This window comes from Rossellomorea sp. FM04394 (assembly GCF_041889765.1).
Taxonomy (GTDB): Bacteria; Bacillota; Bacilli; order Bacillales; family Bacillaceae_B; genus Rossellomorea; species Rossellomorea aquimaris_B.
Genome location: NZ_CP168654.1, coordinates 3,908,361 through 3,933,261, shown reverse-complemented (window position 1 = coordinate 3,933,261; position 24,901 = coordinate 3,908,361). Strand labels below are relative to the sequence as shown.

General features: G+C 44.2%; 17 protein-coding genes. 10 read left to right on the top strand and 7 right to left on the bottom strand.

Annotated elements, in window-relative coordinates; translation table 11 throughout:
- Window positions 1-6: 6 nt before the first annotated feature.
- Together ACCB35_RS19780 and ACCB35_RS19775 are read right to left on the bottom strand one after the other, a co-directional pair.
- Complete coding sequence (locus ACCB35_RS19780) at window positions 7-486, bottom strand: DUF3278 domain-containing protein (RefSeq protein WP_374054985.1); 480 nt, start codon at window positions 484-486, stop codon at window positions 7-9.
- Window positions 486-686 carry a helix-turn-helix transcriptional regulator gene (locus ACCB35_RS19775; protein WP_374054984.1) on the bottom strand — a complete coding sequence of 67 codons (201 nt, stop codon included), beginning with the start codon at window positions 684-686 and terminating at the stop codon, window positions 486-488. Before ACCB35_RS19775 ends, ACCB35_RS19780 begins: the two co-directional genes overlap by 1 nt.
- Window positions 687-1,046: 360 nt before the next feature.
- Here ACCB35_RS19775 and ACCB35_RS19770 point away from each other — a divergent pair, with 360 nt between their 5' ends.
- The 8 genes from ACCB35_RS19770 to ACCB35_RS19735 all read left to right on the top strand — a co-directional run bounded on the left by ACCB35_RS19770 (window position 1,047) and on the right by ACCB35_RS19735 (window position 15,199).
- A complete protein-coding gene (locus ACCB35_RS19770) occupies window positions 1,047-2,243 on the top strand; it encodes a M20 family metallopeptidase (RefSeq protein ID WP_374054983.1) in 1,197 nt (398 codons plus the stop codon).
- Window positions 2,244-2,245: 2 nt separating this feature from the next.
- Complete coding sequence (locus ACCB35_RS19765; protein WP_374054982.1) at window positions 2,246-3,568, top strand: amidohydrolase; 1,323 nt, start codon at window positions 2,246-2,248, stop codon at window positions 3,566-3,568.
- Window positions 3,565-4,797: a M20 family metallo-hydrolase gene (locus tag ACCB35_RS19760; protein WP_374054981.1), complete on the top strand. Its 1,233-nt coding sequence runs from the start codon at window positions 3,565-3,567 to the stop codon at window positions 4,795-4,797. Before ACCB35_RS19765 ends, ACCB35_RS19760 begins: the two co-directional genes overlap by 4 nt.
- A gap of 6 nt (window positions 4,798-4,803) precedes the next feature.
- Window positions 4,804-6,111 (top strand): hypothetical protein, encoded by a 1,308-nt coding sequence (locus ACCB35_RS19755; RefSeq protein WP_374057081.1) that lies wholly within the window; start codon window positions 4,804-4,806, stop codon window positions 6,109-6,111.
- A gap of 184 nt (window positions 6,112-6,295) precedes the next feature.
- Entirely contained in the window at window positions 6,296-7,825 is a 1,530-nt protein-coding gene (locus ACCB35_RS19750; protein ID WP_374054980.1) for an AbgT family transporter, read from the top strand.
- Window positions 7,826-8,064: 239 nt separating this feature from the next.
- Complete coding sequence (locus ACCB35_RS19745) at window positions 8,065-12,036, top strand: cell wall-binding repeat-containing protein (RefSeq protein ID WP_374054979.1); 3,972 nt, start codon at window positions 8,065-8,067, stop codon at window positions 12,034-12,036.
- Window positions 12,037-12,207: 171 nt separating this feature from the next.
- A complete protein-coding gene (locus ACCB35_RS19740) occupies window positions 12,208-14,661 on the top strand; it encodes a cell wall-binding repeat-containing protein (RefSeq protein WP_374054978.1) in 2,454 nt (817 codons plus the stop codon).
- A 109-nt stretch (window positions 14,662-14,770) separates the two neighbouring features.
- A complete protein-coding gene (locus ACCB35_RS19735) occupies window positions 14,771-15,199 on the top strand; it encodes a VanZ family protein (protein ID WP_374054977.1) in 429 nt (142 codons plus the stop codon).
- A 496-nt stretch (window positions 15,200-15,695) separates the two neighbouring features.
- Here ACCB35_RS19735 and ACCB35_RS19730 read toward each other — a convergent pair whose 3' ends face one another.
- Window positions 15,696-16,661: a rhodanese-related sulfurtransferase gene (locus ACCB35_RS19730; protein ID WP_374054976.1), complete on the bottom strand. Its 966-nt coding sequence runs from the start codon at window positions 16,659-16,661 to the stop codon at window positions 15,696-15,698.
- Window positions 16,662-17,046: 385 nt separating this feature from the next.
- Here ACCB35_RS19730 and ACCB35_RS19725 point away from each other — a divergent pair, with 385 nt between their 5' ends.
- The gene (locus ACCB35_RS19725; protein WP_374054975.1) at window positions 17,047-19,047 is read left to right on the top strand and encodes a penicillin-binding transpeptidase domain-containing protein; all 2,001 of its coding nucleotides are present in this window, start codon (window positions 17,047-17,049) and stop codon (window positions 19,045-19,047) included.
- Window positions 19,048-19,233: 186 nt separating this feature from the next.
- A complete protein-coding gene (locus ACCB35_RS19720; RefSeq protein ID WP_374054974.1) occupies window positions 19,234-20,304 on the top strand; it encodes an SDR family oxidoreductase in 1,071 nt (356 codons plus the stop codon).
- A gap of 50 nt (window positions 20,305-20,354) precedes the next feature.
- Here ACCB35_RS19720 and ACCB35_RS19715 read toward each other — a convergent pair whose 3' ends face one another.
- The 4 genes from ACCB35_RS19715 to ACCB35_RS19700 are packed head-to-tail and all read right to left on the bottom strand — an operon-like array spanning window position 20,355 to window position 24,854.
- Window positions 20,355-21,146 carry an SDR family oxidoreductase gene (locus tag ACCB35_RS19715; RefSeq protein WP_374054973.1) on the bottom strand — a complete coding sequence of 264 codons (792 nt, stop codon included), beginning with the start codon at window positions 21,144-21,146 and terminating at the stop codon, window positions 20,355-20,357.
- A 15-nt stretch (window positions 21,147-21,161) separates the two neighbouring features.
- Window positions 21,162-23,327, bottom strand: a complete 2,166-nt coding sequence (locus tag ACCB35_RS19710) for a TRAP transporter permease (RefSeq protein WP_374054972.1) — start codon at window positions 23,325-23,327, stop codon at window positions 21,162-21,164.
- Between the two features lie 12 nt (window positions 23,328-23,339).
- Window positions 23,340-23,813, bottom strand: a complete 474-nt coding sequence (locus ACCB35_RS19705) for a DUF1850 domain-containing protein (protein WP_374054971.1) — start codon at window positions 23,811-23,813, stop codon at window positions 23,340-23,342.
- A gap of 42 nt (window positions 23,814-23,855) precedes the next feature.
- Window positions 23,856-24,854, bottom strand: a complete 999-nt coding sequence (locus ACCB35_RS19700; protein WP_374054970.1) for a TAXI family TRAP transporter solute-binding subunit — start codon at window positions 24,852-24,854, stop codon at window positions 23,856-23,858.
- Window positions 24,855-24,901: the final 47 nt, after the last annotated feature.

The following is a 24,901-nucleotide window of genomic DNA, read 5'->3' as shown; positions in this document are numbered from 1 at the left end:
CAATTACTACCATTTATTATCTTCCTCTAATTCACAATTCTTTTTATATGAATGTTTAAGAGAGAAATAATTTAATAAGAACATAAACGTCCAGATAAGGAAAGATAACCCTAATAGGTCTACCCAACCTTCATTGGCTTCGGGGATTCCCGTAAAGAGTAAATAAATGACGCAAAATATTATTGCAAACTTTAATGATTGAAAAACAATACTTCTTACTTCTTTTTTATATTCGGTCTTGTTAAATACATTTGAATATTCAATGCCAGAAACCATATAACGGATAATGGTATATATAACCACTAAGCCGGACAGGGATGCCACAACGATCTCATCACTTATTTGGTTAATAGGATAGAAGCGTTTTACGGCTAAAAAAATGAATGATATTGCTAGTAAAATGACGGCGGACTCGGCAAGGAAATACAATACTCTTTTCTCCTTATATTCATCCTTTGGTAAGAAAATCGATAGCCAGGATTTCATTAATGTTGTTCCTCCTCCCAAAATAATTCATCCAATGTTTTATCTAATGCTTTAGCGATTGATATGCACAGTTGAAGGCTGGGGTTATATTTTCCCTTTTCAATGAGTCCAATCGTTTGTCTTGTAACCTTAATTTGTTTGGATAACTCCTCTTGAGTCATATTCTTCTCAATCCTTGCTACTTTCACCTTATTGTTCATAGAACCTCCCTTATTAAGTTGAATGCAATATATATATTACAATATGCAATATATATATTACATACATAAATGAATCATGGCAAGATATTTCATGGTTATATTTGGAATCAGGTCCTTAGACCTACATTTGGTAAATTAGTTGAAGGACTAAGTTGAGGGACGGACCTACAACTCAAAGCAAAAATAGAAAAATACGATAGGGACGGGCTTTTCGCAAAATGCGGAGGTCCGTCCCTATTCTTTATAAAAAACTTCCTCATCCACATAGGATTTTTCAACTTTATATCGAATATATCTATTAACGGTATTATTAAGGAACTTTTCCTTAAATAATCAATCGACCGAAAAAGGAGATTTTTCATGAAGTTAAAGCAGCTTGTCCAATCAGTAGAGAATGAAGTCATTGAATTACGCAGACACCTCCACCGACATCCTGAGGTGAGCGGAGAGGAATTCGAAACATCGAAAACGATTCAGAAAAAATTGTCCGAGGCAGGCATCCCTTTTAAAACGGGCTATGCCAAAACTGGAGTGCTTGGCATCATTAAAGGAGAAAAACCTGGGGGCACGGTTGCGCTGAGAGCCGATATCGATGCACTGCCGATCCAGGAGGAAAATGATCTAGCCTACAAATCCACCATTCAAAACACCATGCATGCCTGTGGTCACGATGCCCATACTGCCATGCTTGTTGGTGCAGGAAAAGTACTGAATCAACTGAAGGAGGAAATAGCAGGAACGATCCTTCTTGTCTTCCAACCGGCGGAGGAGAATGCCCCTGTAGGAGGTTCTCAGCAAATGATGGACGATGGAGTATTCAATGAATATACTCCGGACCTCATTTTCGGACAGCATGTGTGGCCGGATCTGCCTGTCGGGGAAGTCGGTGTGCGACCTTATGAAATCATGGGAGCTTCAGACCGCTTCAAGATTACCGTCAAAGGTTCCGGCGGACATGCGAGCATGCCTCATCAGTCCAATGACGCCATCATTATTGCCAACAACCTCATCACCCAGCTTCAAACGATCGTGAGCCGAAATACGGATCCCATTGATTCAGCCGTCCTCACCATCGGAAAAATCGAAGGAGGCTACCGTTACAATGTTATTGCCGATGAAGTCAAGCTTGAGGGGACCATTCGAACCTTCAAGCCGGAAGTGAAAGAAATGGTGAAAGGTCGTTTCCACTCCATCATTGAGGGTGTCGGAAAAAGCTTCGGGGCTCATATGACGATCGACTATTTAGATGGATATCCCGCGACGGTCAACACACCTCAATGGGCGGATGAAGTGCGTAACTCTGCCCAAAAAGTACTTGGGGAAGAAGCTGCACCAGTGGTCTCACCGTCTCTTGGAGGAGAGGATTTCTCCCGTTTTCTGAAGAAATATCCAGGTGCCTTCTACTGGCTGGGAACATCTGTGAAGGATACAGAACAGCAATTCCCACTCCATGATCCGAGATTTAAATTAAATGAAAGTGCATTGCCTAAAGGGGTTGAAGTGATGGCCCAGCTTGCACTGGATGCCTTGAAAAAGCTTGAAAAAAGGAGTCTTTAAAGATGAGAAGTGTTGAACATTTTATCAATGTAATATCACCGTCTCTTACTGCCTTCAGACGGACCTTTCATCAGAATCCGGAACTTGGATTCACTGAATATGCCACCACCTACCTGATAGGAAAAGAATTAATCAACCTCGGCTTCACCGTTCACCTTGGGAAAGATGCACTGGAGTCCACGGAACGAATGGGGGTTCCCTCACCCAACTATTTAACCAAACAAGAAGAACGTGCCATAAAAGAAGGCGTAGAAAAGAGCTGGCTCGACAAAATGAAAGGAGGTCATACAGGATTGGCTGCCACTTTCGATACAGGAAAGCCCGGTCCTCATATGGCGTTCCGATTCGATATCGATGCCCTGCCCATAAAAGAAGCGAATGATCCTGATCACCACCTGCCAATGAGAGAAGGCTTTCGTTCCCAAAATGAAGGCGTCATGCATGCCTGCGGTCATGACGGTCATGCTGCCATCGGATTGGGAGTGGCCAATTTCCTGTCAGCTTACAAAGATAAGCTAAGCGGAAGGTTCACTCTCCTCTTCCAGCCTGCTGAAGAGGGTGGGCGGGGAGCAAAGGCCATGGTGAAAAAAGGCTGGCTTGAGCATGTCGATTATTTTGCAAGCGGACATATCGGAATCCGGGATACGAAGCTTGGACGAGTGTACGCTACGACTCATTCATTTCTCGCTTCCTCCAAAATAAACGTCACTTATAAAGGAAAGACTGCACACGCGGGTCTCGAGCCTGAAAAAGGGAAGAATGCCTTATTGGCTGCTGCCGCTGCAAGCCTTCACCTCTATAATATCCCGCGACACTCTGAAGGGGCGACCAGGGTCAATGTCGGGAAGCTTCAAGGGGGTGGAGGCCGAAACATCATAGCCGATGAAGCTCATCTCGAAATGGAAACAAGGGGGGAAACGACTGCCATCAATCAGTACATGCTGAAAGAAGCCCTGCGGATCCTTCAAGCATCGGGAGACCTTTATGGTGTGGAAACCGGTATCGATGTGGTTGGCAAGACGGTTGAAGCTGCATGTAACCCTGAATGGATTCAGTGGTTAAAGGAAGTGGGAGAAGAAAGTCCATTTATATCTGAAATTCTCGATGATATACCGTTAAAGGCTTCAGAGGATGTGACCTATATGATAAATGAAGTCCAAAATCAGGGTGGCAGCGCAACCTTCATGGTATTTGGAACCTCATTGGAAAACGGACATCATCATCAACAATTTGATTTTGATGAAGGAGTATTAAAAGTGGCGGTGGATGCCTTCGCACGTCTTATTTTGAAATTATCCCGACAAAAAGAGGAGGTTACGAGTTGAAAGAATGGTTGAGTACAACTCTAGAAGCTTTAAATCTGGTTGAAACGATGGAACAGCCCGATGGATTTACGAGATTAGGATATTCCGAGGAAGAGACTGCCTCCATGAGTGTGTTTAGGGATGTAGCAGAAACGTTGGGGTTATCCGTACGCAGGGATCAGGCTGGAAACCTTTTTGCCAGGTGGGGAGGGAAGACCGATCATGTTGTCATGACTGGATCTCATCTCGATACGGTTGAAAATGGAGGTGGATACGACGGGGCAGCGGGCGTACTCTGCAGCCTTGGAGCCGTGAAAGCTTTAAAAGAACGTGGTTTTAAACCTCATAACCCGATTGAAGTAGTGTGCTTTGCTTCAGAAGAATCAGCCCGATTCGGTGTTTCTACACTGGGAAGCAAAAGTGTGGCAGGGATTCTTGATAAATCAATAGAAAACGTAAGGGACCGCCACGGGGTCAGCATTAAAGACGCAGTGGAATCAACGGGGTTAGACTGGTCATCCATTGAAAAAGCTGAACGCACCAAGGACGAAATTCTCTCTTTCATCGAACTGCATATTGAACAGGGGACCCAGATTGAAGATCACGGCGCTCAATTCGGGATCGTCCGGGGTGTGGCCTGCCCCATCCGATTGAAGGTGAAGGTGGAAGGGATGGCGGGCCATACGGGGACGACTCCAATGGGGAAACGAAAGGACGCTCTGGCGGCTCTTGCACCCCTTATAACGTTCGTTTCCCAAGAGGCGGAAAAGCTTTCAAATCAGTCACAAAAACCACTCGTGGCAACCGTCAGCACGATGAACGTAAGACCGAACGTCATGAACGTCATTCCGGGCCAAGCAGAAGCAGGGATCGATATCCGTTCCGTCGACGATGACCTAAAGAGAACCATGGCAGATAAAATAATTGAAAAGTGCCGAAGCTTAGAGAATGAATTTAATGTTACAATCAACATAGAAACTCTTGTAGATAATCCTTCTATTCTATTGGATGAAGAGCTGACAGCCAGAGTCAAGCGGGCGGGGGAAACTCTGGGATACAAAACGTTTGAAATGGACAGCGGGGCAGGGCATGATGTCATGAACATGGCAGTGAAATGGCCATCCGCTTTAGTATTCATTCCTTGTGAAAAAGGGATCAGCCATCACCCGAAGGAGTATAGCTCTCTAGAAGACTTGCATGCAGGAGTAGAGATTCTAGCTGAAGTGTTGCAGCAAGAAGCAGGTGAATAATCGTTGATGATAAAAATTGGTGTCATCGGCCCGGATGATTCGATACAACGGATCAATCATGTGGCTGCTAATTTTGACAATATCGAGCTCATAAATTTCCCCTATCATGGGGTGGACGAGATTGAAGGGATTCTTGATAAGAACCGCGGCTTAGTTGATCAATGGTTCTTTTCAGGACAATCCCCTTTCTACTACGCCCTTGAAAAAGGATGGATCACGGAAAAGGAAGGAAGCTTTCCTCCCCTTCATGGCTCCAGCTTTTTCGGGGCCTTGCTGGAAGCACAAATGAAAGAACGGACTCTATTGAATAAAATCAGTATCGATACGATTTCAAAGGAGGAAATTGAAACAGCCGTCCAATTCCACTCCTTTGATCAGCTGATGATTTCAAGCTATCCATATGAAGGATATCGAAGTCCCGATGAACTTGTGGACTATCACCGTTCCCTTTACAAAAAAGGTGAAATTGAAACGGCGATCACGTGTATTCAAAGTGTCCAAAAACGTCTCGCGGAAGCAGGCATCCCTTGTTACCGTGTCGTGCCGACGAATTTATCCATTCGAATGATTTTGCAATTTTTGTTAGAGAGGGCCCAATCCCGAAAATATCGGAAATCCCAGATTGCCATCGTGGGAATCGAAGTCATCTATTCCACCCAGACACTGGACGAGTCACACTTCTCTTATAAAATGAAACATCAAGAGTTGGATTTAAAACGGAACCTCCTGGATATTGCCCAGAAGATCAATGGCTCCATGGTGCAATTAGGGGACGGATTATTCTTCGTTTATACTACGAGAGGGGAGCTCGATCTTCATGAGAAGGAGTCGATTTTTTCTACCTTGACTCTGGAAGTAAAGGCCCATACCGAGCTGGATATTCGTGTGGGGATCGGTTTCGGGGTCACGGTCCTGGAAGCTGAACACCATGTGCGTCTTGCTTTTCAGCATGCAAGGAAACATGAATCCTCCATTGTTGTAAGTGTAAATGAAGATAAGTCGGTAACCGAAATCCTTCCATCATCGGAGTCCATTACCTATTCTCTCAACAACTGGGGGAATGAATGGAAGGAAGTCTTTAAAGAGGCTACGGTAAGTTCGGCCATCGTTTCAAAAATCCTTTCTCTATCCCGTCACTATGACAAAGAGGAGATCACGTCCCAGGATCTGTCCCGCTGGTTAAAAAGCACCGAACGGAACGGGCGCAGAATCCTTACTGAAATGGAACGGATCGGAATTGTGGAAATCAGCGGGGAAGAACAAAGCGGCGGGAGAGGCAGGCCGAGAAAGTTGTATCGTTTCCAGCTTAAATAATGAGAACATGAAATCCCCTGTTCAAGCAGGGGATTTTTTTTGTCTAAAGCAGTAATCCGTAAATTTAAAATTTTCTCATAAATATTAAAAAATAAAGAGGATTTATGCAAATAGTATCGAAATACTTATTAACGGAAGTAAAAAGGAATTATTCCTTAAAACAATATCTTGAAGGAGTGACCTCATGACAAACCCTAATTTAGAGCCGAATACACCTCAAAAGGAGAAGGGATACCTTCGAATTTTAGGTGGGATTGAAAAGGTAGGGAATAAACTCCCTGACCCATTCATGTTGTTTGTGTACTTATCTTTCTTTATTATCTTGTTTTCCTGGTTCATTTCAAGTCTGGGTGTGACGGTGATCCACCCGAAAAATGGAGAAGAATTGGCGATCAAAAGCCTTGTTTCTGGAGAGGGACTTCAATACATCCTGACCTCCATGCTCGATAACTTTACCGGCTTCGCTCCACTCGGCCTCGTACTGGCGATGATGCTCGGGATCGGTCTTGCGGAAAAGGTAGGACTGCTAGAGACGGCAATCAAGAAAACAGTTTTAAACGCTCCAAAAGGATTGATTACATACGCTGTCATTATGGTAGGGATCATGGGGAACCTGGCGTCAGACGCAGCCTTCGTTATCATTCCTCCACTTGCCGCCATGATTTTCTATACGGTGGGAAGACATCCTCTGGCGGGACTTGCTGCCGGATTCTCCGGAGTAGGGGCAGGATTTACGGCAAACTTTATCATTACCGGAACCGATGCGCTACTCGCAGGGATATCAACAGAAGCTGCCAAAGCATTTGAAGTGACGGTGACACCGGTGGATAACTGGTACTTCATGATTGCATCTGTTGCTCTTCTTACGGTTGTGGGAGCTCTCGTAACCGAAAAAATTGTGGAACCGCGTTTAGGAACATACAAAGGGAAAGTAGACAAAACATTAGAAGAAGAAAGTCCTTTGGAAGGAAAGGGACTTCGAAATGCAACCCTCGCAGGATTAGCATTCATCGTCCTGTTAGTCGTTTCGATTGCATGGCCTAACTCTCCGATGCGAAATGAAGATGGTGGACTGATTCCGTCTACCTTCTTATCCGGTATCATTCCCATTACGCTATTCTTCTTTATCGTGATCGGGGTTGCTTACGGGGTGACCGTGAAGAAAATTCAATCAAGCAGGGACGTACCGAAATATATGACAGAAGCCATGAAAGACATGGGAGGTTATATCGTACTGATTTTTGCGGCGGCACAGTTCATCGCTTACTTTGATTGGACGAATCTTGGGACATGGGTAGCGGTCAGCGGAGCGAACTTCCTGGAATCGATCAATATGACAGGGCTCGCAGCCATCATCGGTTTTGTCCTGTTGACGGCATTATTGAATCTATTAATCTTCAGTGGATCCGCTCAGTGGGCATTGGAGGCACCGATCTTTATCCCGATGTTTGCGACGCTTGGATACAACCCGGCGTTCGTACAAGCTGCCTATCGGATTGCTGATTCATCGACGAACATCATCACTCCGATGAACCCGTATATCATTGTGATCCTTGCCTTTATGAAGGAATATGATAAAAAGGCGGGTCTTGGAACCTTGATATCACTCATGCTCCCTTATACGATTGCTTTCTTATCTGTTTGGATTGTATTACTCCTGACATTTGCTTTATTAGGTATCCCTTTTGGTCCAGGGGTGGGAGTGTACCTGTAAAAAGCGGAAATACCACCATTTAACTAATAAATAATCATAAGTCCGGTTCAAGAGCTGTTCATCCGCTCCAGAACCGGACTTTGTCAATTTTTATAGTTCAAATTTACTTAATAGTAATGTAAGCGGTAACAAATTTCAGTTAATTTACCCTATTTTTACACTATTATGACAAATCCTGTTGTATACTGGTAGATGTGGCGAATCTACCACTTTACTAAACTACGAACAGGGGGAAGAAAATGAACGGGAAAACAATGAAGCGTCAATTGTTAAGTGTAACAGTTGCCTCAAGTATGGCCTTAAGCATGTTTGCACCTCCTCTATCTCAGCACGTATCCGCTGCAGACGAGGCGTTTCAGGACTTAATCATTTCTGAATATATCGAAGGATCCAGTTACAATAAAGCAATTGAACTTTATAACGGTACAGGTGAAGCAATTGATTTATCGAATTACTCCTTAGAATTACATAGCAATGGTGCGGTGACCACCGATAAGATTTTACCGTTATCCGGAACACTTGATGCAGGAGAAGTTTTCGTGATTGCCCATAAAGATGCAGATGCTGAAATTCTTGCCCAAGCTGATATTGTGGATAGTTACGTGATTAATTTTAACGGTGACGATCCGATTACCTTAAAAAAGAATGATAACATTATTGATTCTATCGGTCAGACAGGTGTAAAGGTCAGTTTTGCAGCTGATGTCTCAATTACTCGCAATGACTCCGTGACGACAGGAGATACAGACGTAACCGATGCCTTCGATCCATCTGCAGAATGGACGAATTTAGGCAAGGATGTATTCAGTAATCTCGGTACGCATCTATCAGATGAACCGGCTCCTGAACCAACCCCTATTGAACTATCCACCATCGCTGAAGCACGCACAGCCCCTAAAGGCACGGTTGTTAAAGTACAAGGTATTGCGACAGCATCCTTTGAAGCAGGCGGACAAACGAACCTGTTCATCCAGGATGGTACTGCAGGTGTCATCGTCCGTGCCAGCGGACTTACTGCCGAGCCGGGTGATGAAGTAGTAGCTGAGGGAAAACTTGGCGATTATTATGGTATGCAGCAAATCGAAGCGACTGCTCCAAACGTTGAAATTACAGAAGAAGACAAGGGGGTTCCTTCACCTGCCTCCCTAATTTCTACAGATCTCTCAGCAGAATATGGTGAAGAACACGAAGGGATGTATGTTGAATTTACGGATGTGACCGTGGAATCGAAAGACAGCAACGGTAACTTCACGGCGACAGACAGCTCCGGTGAGTTCGTCATCAAACCAACTGATAGTACGATGCTTGAAATTGGCAAAACGTACGAAATCCTTCGCGGCGTGGTGGACTATAACTTTGACGAATATAAACTGGTCCCGCGTAACACGTCAGATGTCATTGAAACGGCCTTCTCCGTAACGGCTGATCCGGCTTCAGGATCTGTTGTGGAAGGAACGAAGGTCACACTTCAAACGGCAACGGAAGATGGAGCGATTCATTACACAATGGACGGGACGGACCCGACAGCTTCCAGTCCTGAATATACAACACCGATCGAACTTACTGCAGATGCAACGATTAAAGCAGTTGTTGTAAAAGATGGCAGCACAAGCGAAGTTTCCACTTTTTCTTATAAAATCCTTAAATCAGCTGATGGTTTAAGCATTCATGATATTCAAGGGGATTCCCATGCCTCTCCTTACGAAAACATGACTGTCTCTAACGTTCAAGGAATTGTGACGGCGAAGGCCGGATCCAATGCCTTTTATATGCAGGAAGAGACACCGGACGATAGTCTGGCGACTTCTGAAGGGATCTATGTTTATGCGAAAGGCAATTCTGTAAAAGTCGGGGACAAGGTAAACGTGGCCGGACAAGTAAAAGAGTGGAGAGAAGATGGATATTCAGATGCCAAAGATCTTCTCACAACTCAAATCACGGCATCAGCCGTTACTGTAGAATCATCAGACAATACAGTACCTGCAGCAATCGTGATGGGTGTAGACCGCGTACCGCCGACAGAAATCATTGAAGATGATGAAATGAAATCATTTGATCCGGAAACAGACGGACTGGACTTTTATGAAAGTCTTGAAGGAATGCTGATTGAGATCCCGGATGCCACGATTACAGGTCCGGTGAAATATGATGAACTCCCTGTAGTTGTGAATACAAGCGAAGATCAGCTTCGCACAAGAGCGGAGGGAGTATTGATTTCTCCTGAAGATTATAATCCTGAGCGCATGCTGATCGACGTGGATGGAATGAATATCAATGTGAAAACAGGTGATATGCTGGATGGTTCCGTCACCGGAAACGTAAGCTATGATTATAGCAACTTTAAGATCCGTCCAACAGGAACTTTCCCTACTGTAGTTGATGGAGGAACAACGCAGGAAGTAACGTCGATCACTCCGGAAGCAGAAGATCTAACGATCGCTTCTTATAATATTGAAAACTTCTATGCCGGAATCGAAGAAAGTAAAGTTGAGAAGATTGCTGACTCAATTGTTTCGAATATGAAAACGCCGGATATCATTGGCCTGGTCGAGGTTCAGGATAATAATGGACCAACAGATGATGGTACGACGGATGCAAGTGCATCATACGAAACGATCATCAAGGCCATTGAAGAAGCCGGAGGACCGACTTATGAATTCACCGATATCGCTCCTGTCGATAAAACTGATGGCGGGCAGCCTGGTGGAAACATCCGTGTTGGTTTCATCTACAATCCGGAGCGTGTCCAACTGACTGATAAAGAGGCCGGGGATGCGGTGACTTCCGTGGGTGTAAATGAAGATGGACTTACTCATAACCCGGGACGCATCGATCCAACAAACGAAGCATTTGATGATTCGCGTAAAGCCTTGGCAGCCGAATTTATGTTTAACGGTGAAAAGGTCATCGTCGTAGCAAACCACTTTAACTCCAAAGGTGGAGACGGAGCTTTATTCGGTGCAGATCATCCGGTTGTGCTTGGCAGTGAGGTACAGCGACTGAAACAAGCCGAGGTACTGAATGATTTTGTAAATGATGTGAACGAAAAGGTCGAAGATGCAAATGTTGTGGTCCTTGGTGACTTGAACGACTTCGAATTCTCTGCCCCGATCAATACACTGGAAGGGGACGTGTTGACCAATCTGATGGAAAAGCTCCCTGCAGAGGAACGATACACGTATATTTATCAAGGGAACTCTCAGGTTCTTGATCATATTCTAGTGACGAATAATCTGGCAAAAACAACGATGATCGATAGTATCAACATCAACTCTGATTTTAGTGAAGAAGATGGACGTGCGAGTGACCACGATCCTGTCCTCGCTAAGATTCAGTTTGAAAATAAGGTAGAACGCATTTCAGGCGATGATCGTTACCAAACGGCCATTGAGATTTCTAAAAAAGGCTGGGAGTCTGCAGAAACAGTGGTCATTGCGAGAGGCGATAAATTCCCTGATGCCCTTGCAGGTGCTCCGCTTGCTTACAAACATGATGCACCGATCTTATTGACGCAGCAAGGCAGTTTGAACGCTGAGGTACAAGATGAAATCAAGCGTTTAGGTGCGAAGAAAGCGATCATCCTTGGTGGCGAAGGTGCTGTATCCAAGTATGTTCAATATCAGCTTAAAGGATTAGGTTTGAAAACAGACCGTATCACAGGTGACGATCGATTTGAAACAGCGGCAAATATCGCTGCCAAATTGGATGGAGATCCTGAAAAAGCGATTGTAGCAAATGCCTACCAATTCGCCGATGCCCTTTCTGTTGCTTCTTATGCCGCACAGAATGGATATCCGATTGTACTATCTGCTCAAGACAAGTTGTCAAAAGCCTCTAGTAAAGTATTAAAAGATATTGATGAAAAAATCGTCGTGGGTGGCGAAAATGCGATCAGTACAGACATTTTTGAAAGCTTTGATGAAGCGACCCGTTATAGTGGGCTGGACCGTTATGAAACATCAGCTGAAATTGCGAAACACTTAACTCCTCAAACTAACAATGCAATTGTGGCAACAGGGACTAATTTTGCCGATGCTCTGGCAGGTTCGGTCCTTGCAGCAAAAGAGGGTGCTGAAATCCTTCTTGTGAAGAAAGAGGAAGTACCAGAAGATATTATGGAAGCAATTGATATGGATGATATTTCTAACTTTCGTGTTATTGGTGGGGAAAATGCCGTTAGTGAAGAAGTTGTAAAGCAGCTAAAGAAATAGAATGTAGAAAAAGGCGGGGGAATTCCTCCCCTGCCCTGATATGTAAAAAGAACCAGATTTGTTTTAATATTTAGTAAAATTATCACATTTTGTCATAGAGTTACTATATAATGGGTTTTGTGGATGAAATTTCGACAAAAACCTACATATGAAAGGGAAGGGATTAACCAAATGAATATTAAAAAACCTTTATACGGTGTATTATCAACTGCAGCTCTGGCCGCTGCGATTTTTGCAGTATCCCCGGCAACTGCAGCCTCAGCAGAAGGGGAAGATTTTGATTTAACGATCATGCATACCAACGATACGCATGCTCATGTTGAAGGCTATCCCCGTTTAGTAACAGCAGTAAACGAACTGCGCACTGAAAAAGCGAACTCTTTACTGGTAGACGCCGGTGACGTATTCTCAGGAACCCTTTATTTCCGTCAATATCTTGGACAAGCTGACCTACATTTCATGAACGAGCTTGGCTACGATGCCATGACACTTGGTAATCATGAATTCGATAAAGATTCTAAAACCCTTGCAGACTTCATTAAAAACATGAACTTCCCGATGGTGTCATCAAACGTTACCGTTACAGGCGACACGGATTTGGAGCCCCTTTTCAAAAATGAAATCGGACAACCAGGTGACGGCGGCAACGTCTATCCAGCCATGATCAAAGAAGTAGATGGAGAAAAAGTGGGAATCTACGGATTAACGACTCCAGATACAGAATTCATCTCCAACCCGGGAGAAAATGTTGTCTTTGAAGATGCAGTTGAAAAATCGAATGCCACGATCGCGATGCTTAAAGATAAAGGCGTCAACAAAATCATCGCCCTTTCTCACCTTGGATACTCGAATGACTTAGAATTGGCTGAGGAAGTGGATGGACTCGATGTCATCGTAGGTGGGCATTCCCATACGGTTCTTGATGAGCCTGTGGTCATTGAGAAGGAAGAGCCGACATTGATTGTTCAAGCTGGTGAATATTTGAACCTGCTTGGATTATTGGATGTATCATTCGATGATGAAGGTGTAGTAACAAGCCATAATGGAGAAGTGCTGGACCTTGAAAGCTATGAACAGGATGCTGAGGCTCTTGCGAAGGTAGAAGAGTTCAAAAAGCCGCTTGATGAAATGAAAAAAGAAGTGGTTGGGAACACAAAAGTAGCTCTTGATGGCGAACGTGCAGATGTACGCCGAAAAGAAACAAACCTAGGAAACTTGATTGCCGACGGTATGGTTGCGAAGGCAAATGAGTTTGTGGAAACCTATATTGGCCTTCAAAACGGTGGAGGGATCCGTGCGTCAATCGATGCTGGTGATATCACACTTGGAGAAGTTCTGACGACGATGCCATTCGGAAATAATCTTGTGACACTTGACCTGACCGGCGAAGAAATCGTAGCTGCCCTTGAACACAGTGTAGCCAGAGTCGAAGGAAAAGACGCACCAGGTGAATTCCTTCAAGTATCCGGTATCAACTATAAGTATGATGTGACTAAACCTGCCGGAGAACGTGTGTGGCATGTAGAAGTCATGACTGACGACGGATTTGAAGAGATTGACCCTGAAATGATGTACTCTGTGGCAACAAACGCATTCACTGCCGATGGTGGAGACGGATATACAATGTTCAAGGAAGCGAAAGAAGAAGGCCGCATGACGGAATTATTCGTTGTCGATTTTGAGGTGTTCACTTCTTACCTTGAGAAAAACAGCCCTATTTCACCGGCTATCGAAGATCGCATCGTACAAGAAGAAGCACCGGAAGTGACACGTCTGACTGGTGATACTCGTTACGAGACAGCCGTTGAAATTTCACAAGAAGGTTGGGAAATGTCAGATACAGTTATCCTTGCCCGCGGAGATTCATTCCCTGACGCACTTGCAGGAGCTCCTCTTGCATACAAACATGATGCGCCGATCCTGTTAACGGAAAAAGGTACATTAAATAAAGCGGCTAAAGCAGAAATCGAGCGTCTTGGTGCTAAGAATGTCATTATTCTTGGTGGAAAAGGTGCTGTAAGTAACTATGTGAAGTATCAGCTAGAAGGAATGGGTCTTGATGTCGATCGTATCGGCGGAGATGATCGTTGGGAAACGGCTGTGAACATTGCTGCGAGTCTTGGGGGATCCCCTGAGAAAGCAGTAGTGGCAAACGGTCAAAACTTCCCTGATGCCCTTGCCATCGCTTCTTATGCAGCGAGCAATGGATACCCGATCCTATTGACGGATTCTGATAAACTACCAGCTGAAACGAAGAAAGCTCTAAAAGGGATCGACAGTACGATTGTAGCCGGTGGAGAAGCTGTAGTAAGCAAGGATGTAATGGAATCACTTCCTGATGCGACTCGCTATTTCGGTCAAGACCGTTACGGCACGGCAGCAGAAATCGCGACTGAACTTAATCCATCAACCAAGGTATACTTAGCGACTGGAAAGAATTTTGCCGATGCATTGGCAGGTTCTGTCCTTGCAGCTAAAGAAAATGCTTCTATGCTTTTAGTACAGCCTAATGATCTTCCAGCTGTCACTTCTGATGCCATTGAAGAGATGAAAGCGAAGGATTTCCATATCCTTGGCGGAGAAAATGCTGTAAGTGATGTTGTTGTTGAGAAGTTGATGAAATAACACTCAACAATATCAAGCCATCGATTGATTTCGATGGCTTTTTTCTGTATTCAAATGATTTAAAAAGCTACGGGATGGTCAACGCTAATTTTAGAGGGAGTGATTAGCGTTGCGTCTACTAGTGGCTTTTATGTATTGTAGCTTTGTATTCATCCTGACTTGTACCCAGAGTATTACAAAACTTGCCGTTGAGGGACGACCATCCTTTCAATGGAATCCTGATCCGGATTTTTTGAGTTTCCTTGATTTTCACTCGTACCCCTTTTACAGCCAAGCCTATTTAACCCAAAAATCAGGGCATGCCATCGCCTTCTTCTTTCTTGCATTCGTCATTCACCTTGCTGTTAGGAAAGCTTCAATTGGATTTATTCTTTCCGTTGCTTTTGGTTTGTTTACTGAGATTGCACAGCTGTACTTCTCACGAACCGGTTGTTTACTAGATGTAGGATATGATGTCGTTGGAATTACATTCTATTTTCTGTTTTATTGCATCAACCAAAAGATTATGGTTGGTTCTTCAATGGCTCAAAATGGATAAAACATATTAACTAAAAGGCTCTTTTCGTAAAGTTTGTTGCTAGTGCAGATAAGAAAGTACTAGTTGATTTCCGCTCCAGGATGCTCGCTTTCCGCGGGGCTGGCGGTGAGCCTCCTCGGCTGCGCCTGTGGGGTCTCACCTGTCCAGCTACGGGCTTAGGGGCTCGAGGTCATAAGCCAAGTCTGCCAAAAAGGCAAAGTGCGCCTTTCCGGCAGACTCGTCTTATGTTTGTCGCCCCTGAGCAAAGCCCCTCCGCTTTTCGTACTATCCAGCTATTCCCGCAGGAGTCGATCATCCTGCAGCGAGAATCAACTTTTTAAGCATAAATCCTTAATCGAAAAAAAATTAAACAAGCTTTTTAGCAAACAATCTCATCTAAGGTAAGTAACTAATTGACAGAGCTTTGCAGGACTCATGTTAAAAACAACAATCTTTGCGAAAAGAGCCAACTAAAAAAGAACCGGCTCATTACAGCCGGTTCTTTTTCATATATTCATTAGATCGTCGCAGTTTCCTTCTCGTTCTCAATCACTGCCAAACGCTCTGCCACTTCTTCCTCAGTTAAACCATGCTCTTTAATGTAGCGGTTTTCAGGGCTCTTGCGGCACTCATCGGAGCAGCTTCTCATATATTTATGCTCATTTTCTTCAGAGCAAAGAATTTTTCGGTTACAAGGCGGGTGCGCACAGTTTACGTAGCGTTCACAAGGTTCACCTGTGTAGAAGTCTTTCCCGACAACGACATGCTCTGTCTGGTTGACAGGAACACCGATGCGCTCATCGAATACGTATAGCTGGCCGTCCCATAGCTGACCTTTTACTTCAGGGTCTTTTCCATAGGTTGCAATTCCACCATGAAGCTGTGCTACATCCTCGAAGCCTTCCTTCACTAACCAGCCTGAGAATTTTTCGCAGCGGATACCACCTGTACAGTACGTGATGATTTTCTTGCCTTCCAGTTTATCTTTATTATCACGGACCCAATTCGGAAGATCACGGAAGTTTTTGATATCCGGCTTCACGGCACCTCTGAAGTGCCCTAATTCATATTCATAGTCATTGCGTGCATCAAGAAGAATCGTATCTTCCTGCTGGATTTGTTCAAAGAAATCCTTTGGTTCAAGGTATTTACCAGTAAGTTCATTCGGATTCACATCATCTTCAAGACGAAGTGTCACTAACTCTGGACGGTGCTTAACTTTCAATTTCTTGAAGGCATGACCATCTGCTTCGTCGATTTTGAACACAGTGTCGTAGAAGTGAGGATCCTTTCTCATCGCTTCCATATATGCATCTGTTTGTTCAATCGTTCCGGAACATGTTCCGTTGATTCCTTCAGATGAAATCAGGATGCGTCCCATAAGGCCAAGCTCCGTGCATAATTCTTTATGCTGAGCAGTGACTTCCTCGGGATTCTTGATGTCTACATAGTTGTAATACAGTAGTACTCTATAATTTTTCATGTTTATTTCCACCTATCGATATATATTTGCAAGATATAATCTTAGGATTCTGTTCCTTATTACTCTTACGATGTACTATTATAACAAATTTTTTAAGAATTGCATTATGTATGGGTGAGAAAAGCTGGGGATTGTGAGGAAAAGGTGGTGGAAATTGGTTTTTTTAGTGGGTGAGAGGTGCGCATAATCTGGCTTTAGTGAAGGGATATGTGCCGTATTGAGAGATATCTGGCGCTATTCAAAATAGACAAATATCGCTGCCTTTCAGGTCATCATCATAACAGAGAGATACAAGCATATAGATACATTAAATTTGAAAAAATTTGTTATTTTTGAAAGAATTAGAAGTAGAATGAAAAGTCTAATATAGGGGTTGTCCGTACATATGTATAGAAAAGTCATGCTGTTTTGTCTCTTAGTTGCCAGTCTGTTGGTCGCCGGATGTCAAGAAAAGCCTAAGCCTGATGATCGCTTGCAGGAATACGTGGACCTTTGGAACAAAGAAAAGTTCGATGACATGTTCACCGGTTACCTAACCACCACAACGAAAGACACATTTAAGAAGGAAGATTACGTCACAAGATACAAGGACATCTATGAAGATTTAGAAGTGAGAGATGTAAAGATATCTTTTAAAAAACCGGAAAAAGAAGTGGACTGGGATAAAGAAACAAAAGCGGAATTTCCGTTGACTATTTCGTTCAAAACTTTGGCTGGTGAGGTTTCCTATGATAAAGAAATCACTTTAACAAAAGAAAAACAGGGTGAAGATGAAAATTGGTTTGTAGAATGGGAACCTTCTTTTATCCTGCCTGAACTGGAAAAGGGAGATAAAGTAGGCGTAGAGAGTATAACCGCCAAGCGTGGTGATATACTTGACAGGAATCAACAGCCTCTTGCCATGAATGGAGAAGCGTTTGAACTCGGGATTGTACCAAAAGAATTCAACGAGAGTGACTTAAAGAAGCTTTCATCCCTGATCGATATGTCACCGGAATCCATTCAGGGGAAACTTGATCAAAGCTGGGTGAAACCTGAATTTTTTGTACCGATTAAAAAGATTGCCCTTACCGAGCGTCCTTTGGCTCTGGAAGTTATAGAATTAGGCGGTCTGTACTCTAAGCGGGTGCCTGCAAGAGAATACCCATATGGAGAAGCTGTCGCCCACCTTACAGGCTATATCGGTAAAATCGATGCAGAAAAGTTAGAGAAGTTAAAAGATAAAGGTTATTCCCCTCAATCACTTCTGGGTCTCAGCGGTGCCGAAGAAGTATACGAAGATCAGTTGCGGGGAAAAGATGGACAGCGGATTTATTTGAAAAAACAAGAATCTGAAGAAGTAGTCACTGTTGCAGAACAACCGGTGGAAGATGGCAAAAACATCACCTTGACCATCGATGCCGACATGCAAAAGAAAATTTATGAACAGATGAAGAATGAAGCGGGGACCGCGGCAGCCCTGAATCCCCAAACTGGTGAAGCGTTGGCATTGGTCAGTACACCAGCCTATGATCCGAATGATTTTGTTTTAGGTATGTCCTCTGAAAAATACAAAAAATTGGCGGACGATCCGAAAAAGCCATTACGCAACCGTTTTCCAATTGCGTATTCACCTGGATCAACAATGAAGGGAATCACAGCTTCTGTTGGATTGAAATCCGGAAAGTTAGATCCAAATAAGATCTATGATATAAAGGGTAAGAAGTGGCAGAAGGATGATTCTTGGGGAAATTACAAGGTCGTCCGTGTCTTTGACAATGACAGTAAGGTGGATTTGGAAAGCGCGTTGAAATTCTCGGATAATATATATTTCGCAAGAGTCGGGTTGGAGATGGGGGCAGAAACCTTTATCGCCGGTTTGAAAGACTTTGGTTTTGGAGACGAGATTCCCACTTCCTATCCCATCTACAAGTCGCAGATCTCCAATGACGGAACCATCTCCAAGGAGGTTCAATTGGCCGATTCAGCCTTTGGTCAAGGGGAAGTTCTCATGAGCATCGTACATCTAGCCAGTGCCTATGGCGGCATCATCAACGATGGGAACATGATGAAGCCGAGGGTTCTAAAGGATGAAGAGCATGAGGTTTGGAAAGAAAACCTGCTGACGAAAGAACAAGCGGACTTGCTGAAAACGGATCTCCGAAAAGTTGTCACGGAAGGAATTGCAGGAAAAGCAAGTGTAAAAGGGAAAGCGATCGCCGGTAAAACCGGTACGGCAGAAATCAAGGCAGAACAGGGGACAACCGGGGCGGAAAATGGATTATTTGTATCCTACGATCAGAATGACCCGACAATGGTGCTCGCCATGCTTCTTGAAGATGTAGAAGATGCTGGAGGAAGTACGCATACGGTAGAAGTGACGAAGAGGTTTTATGATAGCTGGTAATCCTGAACCGGTGAGCAGATATATGCTCACCGGTTTTTATGGATTAGGTAGGGACGGACCTCTGGAGGTCCGTCCCTCTTTTTGACATCATGTTCCAACTCTCTCATTCACAACGATTCCGCTTTCAATATGTGCTATGATAGACAAAATAGCCCTTGTGGTTGAAATTCAACAGGAGTGATCAATTTGAATTTATTTTTAACGGGATCGACAGGTTTCCTTGGTGGAAGGCTCATCAAGAACCTTTTACAAAATAAAGTGAACGAAGTCTATATTTTAGTGAGAAATGTAGAGAAGGCTGAAAGATTAAGAGATTCCTTTGAAGCGGATGAGCAAAAGAGAATTCACATATTCCAAGGGGACATTACCATTCCCGATGCCGGTCTGAGCAGGGATGACCTTGAATGGTTGACAGGAAAAATAGATGCGGTTTATCATCTCGCTGCCCTGGTGAAGTTTGATTTGGAGCTGCGTGATGAATTGTTTGCTGCTAATTACGATGGGACCAGACATATCCTTGAATTGGCTTCACTTCTTGGTGTGAAGAAGTTTTATTATGTGAGTACGGCGTACACGGTCGGGAAGCTTGCAGAAGGGGTAGAGGAGCTTTATCCGGCAGATGGAGAATTTCACAACCCATACGAGGAAAGCAAAGTGAAATCGGAACATCTTGTTTTTTCTTATCGAGACAAAATGGATGTGTCCATTTTCCGGCCGGCTATCATTGTTGGTGATTCAAAAACAGGCGAAGCGGATTCTCAGTTCACTCTGTATGGGTTTATGCGTGCCCTTGGGGTTTTCAAGCGTAAGACTGCAAGGCGCAAGGGGGAAGAGCGGACCTACAGACTCGTTGCGGCGAAAAACGGAACTTCCAATCTTGTTCCCGTGGATTATGTGGCGGACATTCTAAGCCTGGCTCCAGAAAAAGCCCAAGCGAACAAAATCTATCATATTACGAATCCGAATCCTCCTGAGAACATCGAGATTTTGAAGATGTTAAAAGAAGCTCTTCAATATGAAAACTTATCGGTCGTTGAAAACACGGGTGAGTACGAGTTAGATGAAGAGGAAGTAAAGCTTAATACCTTGATTGATGTGTTCAAGGTGTATCTGGCGGGGGCGTTGACGTTTGATGATCGCAATACTCAAGACCTGATGGAAGGTACCGGGGTGTCCCATTTGGATATGTCGAATGAGACGATTGAGATGATCATACGGACGGGTTGCGAGCCTAACGGTGGGAAAGTTACGGTATAAACAGAATAAGCAAAGCCCCAATGGTAATAGCCATTGGGGCTTTGCTTTTTTTATAGTGCGGTAACCAATCCGCCATCAACGACGAGGGATTGACCGGTTAAATAAGTGTTGGCGTCTGAAACTAAGAAGGTAATGGCCCGGGCAAATTCTTCAGGCTCGCCGTACCTTCCCATCGGAATCGCTTTTTCACTTTGCTTCTTAAATTCCTCAAGAGAAACATTTTGTTTATCTGCGTTTAATTGATCCAACTGAGCCACTCGTTCTGTTGCGATCCTACCAGGACCCACCGTGTTGATGAGAATATGATCCTTGGCCAGTTCCCTTGATAAGCTCTTCGATAATCCGACGATTCCTGTTCTGAAGGTGTTGGATAAAATCAAACCATCGATTGCCTGCTTCGTTGAGGAAGAAGCGATATTGACGATCCGTCCGCCCTTATTCTTTTTCATATGGGGAATAACCGCTCTGATGGTACGGATATAGCTGAGCAGGTTGAGCTCGAAGGCATACTGCCAGTCTTCATCATCGAATTGCTGGAAGCCCCCTGCAGGTGGACCTCCTGTGTTGTTGACGAGAATGTCGACACCTCCAAGTTTATTTACTGCTGTTTCAACAAGTGCTTGAATGTCTTCCGGCTTTGTCATGTCACATGTGGCGAAATAGACTTGTTGATTCCCTGTCAGTTCAATGATCTCTTTTGCAGTAGATTGAAGCTCTTCTTCATTTCGGCTTGAAATAAGCACGTGCGCTCCTTCTTTTGCAAGCTCGAGCGCCGTTGCCTTTCCTAATCCTTTACTGGAAGCAGTGACAATCACTGCTTTATTTTTTAAACCAAAATCCATTAACATCCACCTCATTTAATTTGGAATATTGATCTCTTTATTCATCGGTTTACCCTTTCCCTGGTAATTCCAAAACAGGACAAAGACGAAGACGGTGAAGCCGATAATGTCTGTCACCCAGCCGGGATAAATCAGGAGAAAAGCGGCTACAGCACTAATCAAGCGCATACTGACAGGGATTTTCTTTTTGAAATAGCCCTCAATGGAAACGGATAACAGGAACACTCCGATAACAGATGTTACGGTCAGGACAAGAATACTCGTAACAGATGCGTCCACCATCAACATTTCATGGGAGAACACAAACATGAACGGAACGATAAATCCTGCAATGGCAAGTCTCATCGCCTGGAATCCGGTCTTAGTCGGATCACCGCCACTGATGCCTGCTCCGGCAAACGCTGCCAGTGCGACAGGCGGGGTGATATTGGCGAAGATTCCAAAGTAGAACACAAACATGTGAGCAACAAACACAGCCGTTTCCGTCGACCCGGCCAATTCACGGAACAATGGCAGCTGTAAAAGGATCGGTGCTGCCATCGTACTCGTGATGATATAGGTTGGAATACTTGGTAAACCCATTCCCAGCACGATGGAAGTGACCATTGTCAGCAGTAACGTAATAATGAGCTGAAGGAGCGGGCTGTCGATCATTTCACCAATACCGACAATACTGTTTGCAAGCTCCAGTGCCACTCCAGTCAGTGAGGCAACTCCTACGACAATCCCAACCGCACCACACGCGACCGCAACCGGAATCGTCGTTTTCGCTCCTTCTTCCAATGCTTGTACGCAATCCTTTAAGCCGATTTCTTCAGCTTCCAGATTTTTTGTTTTTCTAACGAGATTGATGATTAAAGGTATCACCACGATCAACAGGAGTTCCCACCATCCGCTTTTAAGGGGAGGGATGGCTTCTCCCGAAAGGAGGCTATTCAATTGTGGTTGGAAAATGAAAAATACTCCCAGTAGGCTTGATAAAGTAAGAACCTGCTTCGAACCGGAAATGATAATCGTTGCCAAAATAGACCAGAACGCAGCGTAGAATGGTGTTTTTCCTGAGAATAATAAGTACAGGAGAATCACCATCGGGATGATTAAATGTCCTCTTTCGGCCAGTACTGCTTTCACGGATGGCAATTCTGATTTCGGTACTCCATGCAATCCACGTTTGGAAGCTCTAAAGTGCACTTGAAGCAGGATGCCGATGTAGAATAGCAGTGCAGGGATGATACCTGCCAAGATCACTTTGGTATAAGGAATATTTAGATTCTCTGCCATAATGAAGGCGGCTGCACCCATGATTGGGGGAAGGATCTGCCCACCGACACTTGCAGCGGATTCAACAGCCCCTGCAAATTCTTTCTTATAGCCGATTTTTTTCATCAATGGGATGGTGAAAGCCCCGGTTGTCACGACATTGGCAACAGCCGAACCATTGATGGAGCCGAGAAATCCACTGGCGATGACGGCAACTTTTGCAGGACCGCCTTTTGTATGACCAGCGACGGCCAGTGCCAGGTCATTGAATAATTTCCCCATGCCTGAGCGGCTAAGGAATGCTCCGAACAAGATGAAGAGAATGATGTAGCTTGCCGATACGCCGATCGCTGTACCGAGGATCCCCTCGGTAATGTAAACAAGCTGGGATATCATTTTCTTTGTCACGGTCATTGTGATTTGAGAATTCAATTCCGGATAAATGGCCAGCTTCACATAAAGACCATAGATTAAAAATCCAAGGGCAAGAAGGGTCAATCCCCAGCCGGTCACACGCCTTGTAAGTTCGAGGAGAAGGACAATGACGAGTATCCCGACAATGAAATCGGTATCGTTGATTTGTCCCCCCATTTTAATGATCCGCTCTGCACTGAATAACATATAAATACCAACGAATAAGGACAACCCGCTTAAGATATAGTCATAAAATGGAACAGGGAGGCCTTTCTTTTTACTGATAAAAGGGTACAGGATAAATCCAATCGCCATCAATCCGTACAAGTGGATGCTTCGCTGCTTTACATCGACTAACGCCCCTGCATAAGACGTGTATAGATGGAAAAGTGCAATCCCGGCTGCCAATACTAAAATGAACAGCCCGATCACTTTGGGAAACCCGCTTCTCGTATTTCCCTCCCGATCCAACTCTTCCACGGATGTATTCTTTTGTTTTCTCATCATGAGTCACCTCGCTTAATCATTAACAATCATATAAATCAGTTGATACATAGGGACGGACCTCACCGATAATTGGTAGGACCGCTGTGAATCAAGTACTAAAGTTCGTTCATTAAATGAGATACGATGATTCGTATTTTTACCTGTCTGGAAGCGCAATGAGTCTCCAACCGGTTGATGGATATCCGTCATATACACCCATCCGTCTTTGATAAATGTGTCCTCGCCTGCGTCATCCGGGACACCGGCACCAAACGTTTTGAAACGGGTGGAGGTCAAGGTGATGGTCGTATTTTCAATGAGAAAAAATTCTTCCCAATCTTCTTTTTCTACAGAATGTGTCCAGCGGATGGACACTTCCTTCTGGTTTAAAAAAGGCTGCACTACTATACTTTTATTCTCGTAGGATAAGACCATCGTGTTCATCGGGACAACGGCGAGAAGGGTAAGAAGGAGCAGGGCTGAGGCACCCAGGATTCTTTTTTTCATAGATAGAATGAAAAGGGCACCAGGATTGATGCCCTTTCTCGATTATTCCAGTAATCCTTTTTCTTCATAAAACTTCTTCGCCCCCGGGTGCAATGGAGCAATGAGGCCCTTCGCCATTTCATCCCGGTTGACTTCTTTAAGCGGTGCAACCGCAACTGCATCTGTTCCTAAGTAGTCGTAATAACGTTTTGTTAAGTCGTACACTGTGTCTTCACTTACATCCTTCGATACAATCAGCATATTTTGGATGCCGACTGTTTCGACTTTTGAATCCAGATTGTATTTTGCCTCGTCTCCTGACTCGATCGTAAATGTTTTATAGAATGGGTATTTCTCCATTAGCTTATCAGCAAGATCTCCTTTGATTTCAACAAACGATACATCATTTTGCTGCATAAGGTCTGTGATATTACTGTTCGGTACACCTGATGTGAAGAATGCGGCATCAAGTGTACCATTTTTCATTTCCTGTACAGAATCCGCGTACCCCGTGTGAGTGACTTTTTCAAGGTCATCATATGATAAACCGGCCGCTTCCAATACTTTCTTCGCACTCTGTTCCACGCCGGAACCTACCTGACCGACTCCCACTTTCTTACCCTTTAAATCTTCTATACTCTTAATTCCGCTATCAGACATAGCGACAACCTGGACAACGTTTTGGTACATGCCTGCGAGAGCCTGCACCTCTACTTTATTGCCTTCGAACTGTCCTTTTCCTTCTACGGCGTCATAGGCGACATCGCTCATGACGATAGCCATTTGATTAAGGCCGTCGGTGATGTTCTGGATATTGGCTACAGAAGCTCCTGTTGATTCAACTGTTACATTCCCGATCGAATCACTTTCCTCGAAAATCGGTTTTAATGATCCGCCAATCGCATAATAAGCACCTGACGTCCCACCTGTACCAAATACGATGGATTGGCTGGAAGAATCACCGCCACCGCTTGAATCGCCTCCGCTTGCGCCATCACTTCCACATGCCGCCAGTAGTAATGAAATGATGACTATTATCGAAATCCATTTTAATTTTTTCATCGATTCGTCCTCCTTTAAGTTACCTATTAAATATGGTAACGCTTACA